Below are 8,085 nucleotides of genomic sequence, written 5' to 3' on the forward strand. Positions count from 1 at the left end.
GCTGTAATTTTGCTTCAATTCTTTGTAATACTAGTTAAGAGAATTTCTATACTTTATAAATATAGGGCTAATAAAATTACATCGCGGAAACCGAAAAGCGTAAGAGTAGGTAAAAGTTAAAACAAATTATTATGAAAAAGTATTTTTTAGTATTGATGTTAAGTATCATTGCTATAGCATGTCAAAATGAACAGGATCAAGATATTATAGAGAAAGAAAAACAGGAAACTCTAGTGACTAAGAATAATGAGTCTAAAATGTTGCGATTTGAAACCATTAAAGAGCTTAAAAATTTTATTAGTATTCGATTAGAATCAGATTCTGATTTGTTAGAAGAAGCAAAGGAAATGAGTACTTCGGGTAAGTATAACCCTTTGCTGTTAGTTTATAATTTAGAGTCAGATGAAGCAGAAAGCTTAGGGATAAACGAAAAAGAAGTAGCTAATGTTAGCTCTGACGATAATATGTTATTGTTTTTATTAAATCAAAACGGAGAAATAGCAATCCAAGGAAAGATTTTTAGAATTGATGGGGAGTTTGTATACACTTATACTGAGGGTTTTAGTAATAGAATAGGTGAGTTTTTAGAAGAGTTCAACGCAGGGGAAATTAAAATTGAAAAAGGAAAAAGAATAGATTATACGAAAGAGTTAAATGTTTATGCGCATACAAATACTAATAAAAATAGCAATGAAGCAGTAAAGGCAAGAGGAGCAACATCGCATAAGTATTTTGATAGTAATCATAGAATGAGAGCTAGGCAATTTAATGGTTTTTGGGGTTTTTATAGCTCTATAGGGGCAAATACATTGGTTCAAGAGAAAAAGAAGTTTTTATGGTGGTCTTGGTGGAAAACAGTAAGGACAGATAATAGGTTAGAGTATAATATGGCTTTTAGGTCAAGTGTAACTCCTGGTTATCCTGGTTATCCATCGTCACTTAATGTGGCTAAATCAGGACATAAATATTGCAATTGTAATCAAGCGCAAGCAGTTTATAGTTGGTCTGTAGGTTTTCCGTGGGCACCAGAAATTTACACACCTTTAGAGGGAGAGTCTAAACATTGGGCACATTGGTATAGTTCTAATCCTAATACAGTATCAATAACATTGCAATATTAAATTTTAGTAATATTCAGATGCTTATTTAATTATACTGTAAAATAAGAAAAGCCACATATTAAATTATGTGGCTTTTACATTTTTTTATTTTAACGATTCTATGCGTTTAACATTACAGGCATTACCAACATGGTAACTTGTTCTCCTTCGTCAGTTCCGTCAATCGGTGTTAAAATTCCTGCACGGTTAGGCAAAGACATTTCTATTAATACATCGTTAGCACTTAAGTTGTTTAACATCTCGCTTAAAAAACGTGAGTTAAAACCTATCTGCATGTCATCACCTTGATAGTCACAGTGTAAACGTTCATCTGCTTTGTTAGAGTAATCTAAATCTTCAGCAGAAATATTTAATTCTGTTCCAGCCATTTTTAAACGAATCTGATGTGTTGTTTTGCTAGAGAAAATAGAAACACGACGCACAGAGTTTAAAAAAGAAGCTCTATCTACCGTTAATTTATTCGGATTCTCTTTAGGTATTACCGCTTCGTAATTAGGGTACTTTCCATCAATTAAACGACAAACTAAAACAACGTTATCAAACGTAAATTTAGCATTTGTATCGTTGTATTCTATAGTAACATTGTTGTCCGATCCGCTTAAAATTCCTTTTAATAAATTTAAAGGTTTTTTAGGCATAATGAATTCTGCAGATTTATCGGCAGTAACATCGGTACGGGTATATTTTACTAGTTTGTGAGCATCGGTAGCAACAAAAGTTAATTCTTTTGAGTTGAACTGAAAAAACACACCACTCATTACAGGTCTTAAATCATCGTTTCCTGCAGCAAATATTGTTTTTGAAATTGCCGTTGCTAAAATATGAGACGGAATTTCAGTATTGCTAGGAGAAGGAAGTTCAACAGCTTTAGGAAATTCTTCACCGCTAAAATAAGCCATGTCGTATTTACCTTGCTCAGAAATAATTTCTATAGTGCTATCACTTTCTGCTTTAAAAGTAAGTGGTTGCTCAGGAAAAGTTTTTAAAGTGTCTAATAATAAACGCGCATTAATAGCTATTGACCCCGTATCGGTACTTTCTACTTCAACAACCGATGTCATTGTTGTTTCAAGATCTGATGATGAGATTTGAAGTTCATTGTTAGCTAGTTCGAACAAGAAATTGTCTAAAATAGGTAATGTGTTATTGCTGTTTATAACCCCTCCTAAAACTTGTAATTGTTTTAATAACTGAGAGCTAGATACGATAAATTTCATTTAGTATAGTTTCTGTATATTAGATTTACAAATATATCTTAATTTGATGGTTTTAAAAATTATTTTTTCAACCATCGAAAAAGTTAATTGAATTGATAGTTTAAAAGTATAGTTCCGTAAAAATTCCCCTTTGGTACGCGTACACTTTTTAGCTTTTTTGTGTGATAATTTACTGCGTACCCAAAATTAAAACGATTAGTAGTAAAGCGAATGCCTACTTCAGTTGTAAACTTAAAAGGTTCTACACCGAAAGTAATCGGACTGCTGTCATTTAAAAAGCTTCCCTCAATAGTAGCGTCGTAAGCAACATAGCTAAACATTGGTTTTAGGTATAAAAACGATTCAATTTCATTGTTAAAAGCAGTGTTTTTATTGTTTAAGTTTGCATTGAAAGCAATAGAATTTATGATTTTTTGAAGTGGTTTTAATCCGATACGGCCATAAAAACCTGTTGAAAAGTCAGTATAAACAGTTCCAACTCTAGCCTTATTAACCCAGTTAACATCAAGGTAATTGTCGTTTGCTAGTTTTTTTATATACTCTATTTTTAAGTTCACCGCGAAAGCATCAGAAATTTGATCTTCCCATCCTATTGCTTTTTTATAGCCATATATATCATGGATAAAATCCTGAAGAGGTTTACTAAAAGCAGAGGGTCCTAGTACACCAAGTTGTAAAGAAGTTTTTAGAATGGTTTCGTTTTTATAAAAATGTTGTATGCCAAAATTACCAAATAAATAACCTGCAAATGGGCGATCGTGATTACTGCTTTGTTGTACAACAGCCTTAAACGGCGTATACATGTGATGGCCAAGTTGAATCTCGAAAATCTTTTTTTCAATATTTTTAGTCGTTTTACCACTTAAATAGCGGTACGAAAAAAACAAGCCATTGGTGTAATACCTATCTTGATTAGGAGATATATATAAATCATTATCATTTAAAAAACTGAATTCTTTAGCATATTTTTGTTGAGAAAAAAGGCTAATAGAAAACAAGGTAAATAAAAAAAAGATTTTTTGTTTCATAGCAGCTAATATCGTCTTATTTTAGCAGTGTTAGGGTTAAATTAGTAGTAATTCAACGTATTATTTTAAATGGGAAATAAAGAAAAACTTACGATTGATGATTTTGAAAGCGTTTCAACAAACGACCAATTATTGTCTTTAATAAAAGAAAAAGGAGTCTCTGTAGGTAAAGTTAAAGAGAAAATAGCTTACGAAAAGGAGTTGAAAAAACTTCAGATAGAATTAGTGAAACTACAGCAATGGATCGCTAAAAACGACAAACGGGTAGCAGTTATTTTTGAAGGAAGAGATGCTGCAGGAAAAGGAGGGAATATTCGTCGTTTTATGGAGCATTTAAATCCGCGTTCTATGCGTTTGGTGGCTTTAAATAAGCCAACAGTTGTTGAAAAAGGACAATGGTATTTTCAACGATATATTAAAGAACTGCCCAATCCTGGTGAAATTGTTTTTTTTGACCGTAGTTGGTATAATAGAGCAGTTGTAGAACCAGTAATGGGGTTTTGTACAAAAGATGAATACAATAAGTTTTTGGTTCAGGTGCCTGAGTTTGAGCATATGTTGTATGAAGATGGTGTAACGATTATTAAATTTTGGTTATCGATATCTAAAGATGAGCAAATGCGCCGATTTGATGCGCGAAACGATGATCCACTAAAGAGATGGAAATTTAGCCCTGTAGATAAAAAAGGACAGGAATTGTGGAGCGATTATAGTTTTTATAAAGAAGAAATGTTTAGTAAAACTCATACCTCTTATAGCCCATGGATGGTGGTTAAAACAAATGATAAAAAGAAAGCAAGAATAGAGTGTATGAGGCATGTGTTATCTCAATTCGATTATCAAGAAAGAGAAGATGTTAAGATGGCAACAAATCCAGATCCGAATATAGTAATGCGTTATTACCGCTCAGTAAATCATTTAGATTAATATGGAAAAGTTAACACAAAAAGATGTAAATAAGTTGAATACTACTAAAGGGCTAAAAGCACTTTTATCTAAACCTTTTAATATAGAAAGGGCGGTTAGGTATGTAGATTACGAGCGTAGATTAAAAAAACTACAGGTAGAGTTAATTCGTTTGCAAACATGGGCAATTAATAATAACGAGCGTATAATTGTTATTTTTGAAGGTAGAGATGCTGCTGGTAAAGGTGGTGCGATACGTAGAATTACAGAAAGGATAAATCCGCGACACATGCGTATTGTAGCATTGCCAAAGCCAAATGAAGATGAAAAAACACAATGGTATTTTCAGCGATATGTGCGAAAGTTTCCGAAGGCAGGTGAAATTGTTTTTTTTGACCGTAGTTGGTATAATAGGGCAGTAGTTGAGCCTGTAAACGGATTTTGCACCCAAGAAGAATATCAAATATTTATGAATCAAGTAAATGATTTTGAAAGAATGATTTTAGAATCTGGTATTCGTTTGGTAAAGATATATATGTCTATCAATAAAAAAGAGCAAGCAAAGCGTTTTAGTGATATTAAAACAAATCCATTAAAACAATGGAAAATGACTTCGGTAGATAAAAAAGCACAAGATCTTTGGGATGATTATACCGAGTATAAACGGGCAATGTTTTCTAAAACAAACACAACAATATCTCCTTGGAAAGTTATTAGAGCAAACAGGAAAACCTTAGCACGTATTGATGTAATAAATCACGTTTTAAAAAGTATTCCTTATGATAAAGATACGATAGTTTAGAGATGCTTTTATTGAAAGGTGTTTTCTAACGTCATTCCGAATTTATTTAAGGAATCACATCAAATATAAAAGGGTTAATAGTGTTTTTGTAAATAGGTTTACAGGGCGTTAATTATAGTAGAATTAATTTTATTTTTCACACTTTCAAAAATATGAAATAACTCTCCAGCAATTTGTTTGCTAGTATTTAAATAGGTTTCAGAAACTAAATCGGTAGTATCTGCATTTTTAGGGTCTAAGTATGGTAAGTGAAATCTAGAAATAGCATCCGCAATAAAAGGGCAGTTTTCGTCTGCGCTATCGCAAGTTGTAATTGCGATGTACGGATAACAGTTGTGAGAATTATCAAAGGTTTTAGAAAAGCCAATAATTGATTTTTTGCTTTCATCAAAAGAAATTAAATACCTAGGGTTTTGATGAGAAAAATCTATAATATTAAAACTGAATCCTGTTTTTTGTAAGCTTTTTACGGTATTTCTATGAAAGGCCGTAGTTTCTGTTCCGCCAGAATATGTATAAATATTTTTTAAATTAAAATATTCAACAGCAAAAAAACTCCAAACTTGCGCAAATTGGCTTCTTCTTGAGTTATGTGTGCAAATAAAATTTAAATTTATCTTTTCTCTTTCTTGATATTCGCTACTAATTAATTGCGCAATATTGGTAAGTAGCTCTTTACGCTCATTACTAATTGTTATATCTTTGCTAGCTTCTTCAAAGAATGTTTTTGTGCAAATGTTTTTAGTGTTTATCATTTTTTTAAAGTTCTTTTGTATGGTATAGTTACAGCAAAAGTACACTGTAAAACTCTTTTAGTGAATTAAGTAAAGGTTAAGAATGTGTTTGGAAATAGGTAATAAAGTAGCGGTTTTAGATGCTGATATTAGAGGGTTCATAACAAAAAAAGAAAATAATATGTTTTTTGTTAAGGATTCTGATGGTATGGAGTATTCCTTTTTTGAGAATGAGTTGGTTAAAATTCATACAGATCAAAATGAGTTAAGTAGGCATATTGATGTAAATAATTCGTTTTTAAAAGAGAAGATTCAGCAAGTACCAAAAAAGAAAAAATCAATATTTGTAAAAGATAAAAATGAAGTTGTGATGGAGGTTGATTTGCATGCTAGTAAATTAGTGAAATCTACACGTGGTATGGATAATTATGATGTGCTTTCCTTGCAATTGCAAACAGCGAAGCATAAATTAGAATATTGTATTTCTAAAAGCATCTCTAAATTAGTGCTAATTCACGGAGTGGGTGAAGGGGTGTTAAAAAGCGAATTGTATTATTTACTAAATAATTATGAGGTAAAATATTACGATGCTTCTTATCAAAAATACGGTCAGGGAGCTACAGAAGTCTATATTTATCAAAATCCAAATTAATAATATTTTATGAAACCTGTTTATTTAGATAATGCAGCAACAACACCAATGTTACCCGAAGTTATAGAGGTAATGCAGCAGTCAATGTTGGATAATTTTGGGAATCCTTCGTCTACACATCAATTTGGTAGAAAGGCAAAAGCGGCTGTAGAAACGGCAAGGAAAAATATAGCAAAGCACTTTAATGTATCAGCAAGAGAAATTGTTTTCACAGCAGGTGGTACCGAAGCGGATAACTTAATCTTACAGAATGCCGTAGTAAATTTAGGAGTAACCAGAATTATTACTTCTAAAATAGAGCATCATGCAGTTTTGCGTACGGTTGCGTATTTGCAAAAGCAATATAATATAAAGGTAGATTTTGTTGAGCTTGATGAAAACGGAGCGGTTTTATTAAATAGTTTAGAGGGGCTTTTAAAAAAAACGGATGAAACAACATTAGTAAGTCTAATGTATATAAATAACGAAATTGGTAACATTTTACCGATTCATGTAGTTTCTGAAATGTGTAAAAATAACAAAGCTTATTTTCATTCAGATACCGTACAGGCAATTGGGCATTATCAAATAGATTTACAAAAAACACCCATAGATTTTATAGCAGCAAGCGCGCATAAATTTCACGGGCCAAAAGGAATCGGTTTTGTGTATATTAAAAAAGGAATTCCTGTACAGCCAATGTTATATGGCGGTGAGCAAGAAAAAGGAGTAAGGTCTAGCACCGAAAATGTGCATGCTATTTTAGGTATGGAGAAAGCAATAGAGCTTGCCTATGTAAATCTAGAGAAAGATAAGGAGTATATTTTAGGTTTAAAAGAATATTTAATTGCTGAAATAGAAAAAAATAGTAAAGGCATATATTTTAATGGTTTGTCTTCAGATATTAAAAAAAGTAGTTATTTAATAACAAGTTTACGATTACCTTTTAGTAAAAATATGCTACTGTTTGATTTAGATTTACAAGGTGTAGCAGTTTCTGGTGGTAGTGCTTGTCAAAGTGGAAGCAATAAAGGGTCTCATGTTTTGCAAAGTTTTTTAAATAAAGAAGACTCAAAAAAAACATCACTACGAGTTTCTTTAAGTAAGTTAAATACCAAAAAAGAAATAGTATATTTTATAGAGAAATTACTAAGCAGATTTTAGCATGTTAATTCAATGAAAATAAACATTTTAATACTTGTTTTAAGTGATTTTGTTTTTGAGAAATAATCATTAAAAAAATGTTTAAAAAAACACTTTTTTAATGATTATTTTTTTAAATTTGCCATTGTAAGAATTTTAAAACCAACTTGTTCATTATATTTAAATAATAGAATTATATATTGTAAGTGGTTGTTTATTTTACCCCCCGCCCTTTAATAAAACCGCTATCAAAATTTTTGGTAATAAAAAAAGCATGTATAGCTGTTTTATTAAAAAGAGGGTTCTTCTTTTTAAAATGAGAAATATTCTTTTCTCAAGCAATACGATAAGTTTAAAATAATTAATAAAAGTTAAAGCTAAGTTTTAACTTTTTAAACGTAGGTATTTGTTACAATGTTAAATCGTTGTAAAAGAACTGTTAAAGAAGACATTTTTTTATGAGTAAAGTTTACCCCTTATCCTCTCTGAAGATAGCATTTTCT

General features: G+C 31.1%; 8 protein-coding genes. 5 read left to right on the top strand and 3 right to left on the bottom strand.

Going from position 1 to position 8,085, the window contains the following annotated elements; translation table 11 throughout:
• Positions 1 to 131 precede the first annotated feature (131 nt).
• Positions 132 to 1,121 carry a hypothetical protein gene (locus tag ACQ629_RS12585; protein WP_483705480.1) on the top strand — a complete coding sequence of 330 codons (990 nt, stop codon included), beginning with the start codon at positions 132 to 134 and terminating at the stop codon, positions 1,119 to 1,121.
• Between the two features lie 98 nt (positions 1,122 to 1,219).
• Here the strand turns inward: ACQ629_RS12585 and dnaN are convergent, their stop codons facing one another.
• Positions 1,220 to 2,338 carry a DNA polymerase III subunit beta gene (gene dnaN, locus ACQ629_RS12590; RefSeq protein ID WP_483705482.1) on the bottom strand — a complete coding sequence of 373 codons (1,119 nt, stop codon included), beginning with the start codon at positions 2,336 to 2,338 and terminating at the stop codon, positions 1,220 to 1,222.
• 83 nt (positions 2,339 to 2,421) lie between these two features.
• Entirely contained in the window at positions 2,422 to 3,366 is a 945-nt protein-coding gene (locus ACQ629_RS12595) for a lipid A deacylase LpxR family protein (RefSeq protein WP_483705484.1), read from the bottom strand.
• Between the two features lie 69 nt (positions 3,367 to 3,435).
• Between ACQ629_RS12595 and ppk2 (ACQ629_RS12600) the strand changes: the two genes are divergently transcribed.
• Positions 3,436 to 4,293: a polyphosphate kinase 2 gene (ppk2, locus tag ACQ629_RS12600; RefSeq protein ID WP_483705486.1), complete on the top strand. Its 858-nt coding sequence runs from the start codon at positions 3,436 to 3,438 to the stop codon at positions 4,291 to 4,293.
• Between the two features lies 1 nt (position 4,294).
• Positions 4,295 to 5,074, top strand: coding sequence for a polyphosphate kinase 2 (gene ppk2, locus ACQ629_RS12605; RefSeq protein ID WP_483705488.1), 780 nt, complete (start codon positions 4,295 to 4,297; stop codon positions 5,072 to 5,074).
• A 98-nt stretch (positions 5,075 to 5,172) separates the two neighbouring features.
• Here ppk2 (ACQ629_RS12605) and ACQ629_RS12610 read toward each other — a convergent pair whose 3' ends face one another.
• Positions 5,173 to 5,829, bottom strand: coding sequence for a low molecular weight phosphatase family protein (locus ACQ629_RS12610; protein ID WP_483705490.1), 657 nt, complete (start codon positions 5,827 to 5,829; stop codon positions 5,173 to 5,175).
• An 82-nt stretch (positions 5,830 to 5,911) separates the two neighbouring features.
• Here ACQ629_RS12610 and ACQ629_RS12615 point away from each other — a divergent pair, with 82 nt between their 5' ends.
• Together ACQ629_RS12615 and ACQ629_RS12620 are read left to right on the top strand one after the other, a co-directional pair.
• A complete protein-coding gene (locus ACQ629_RS12615) occupies positions 5,912 to 6,460 on the top strand; it encodes a Smr/MutS family protein (RefSeq protein ID WP_483705492.1) in 549 nt (182 codons plus the stop codon).
• A gap of 9 nt (positions 6,461 to 6,469) precedes the next feature.
• A complete protein-coding gene (locus tag ACQ629_RS12620; protein WP_483705494.1) occupies positions 6,470 to 7,603 on the top strand; it encodes a cysteine desulfurase family protein in 1,134 nt (377 codons plus the stop codon).
• The last annotated feature ends 482 nt before the right edge of the window (positions 7,604 to 8,085 follow it).

It is taken from the genome of Tenacibaculum sp. SM2510 (assembly GCF_057002845.1).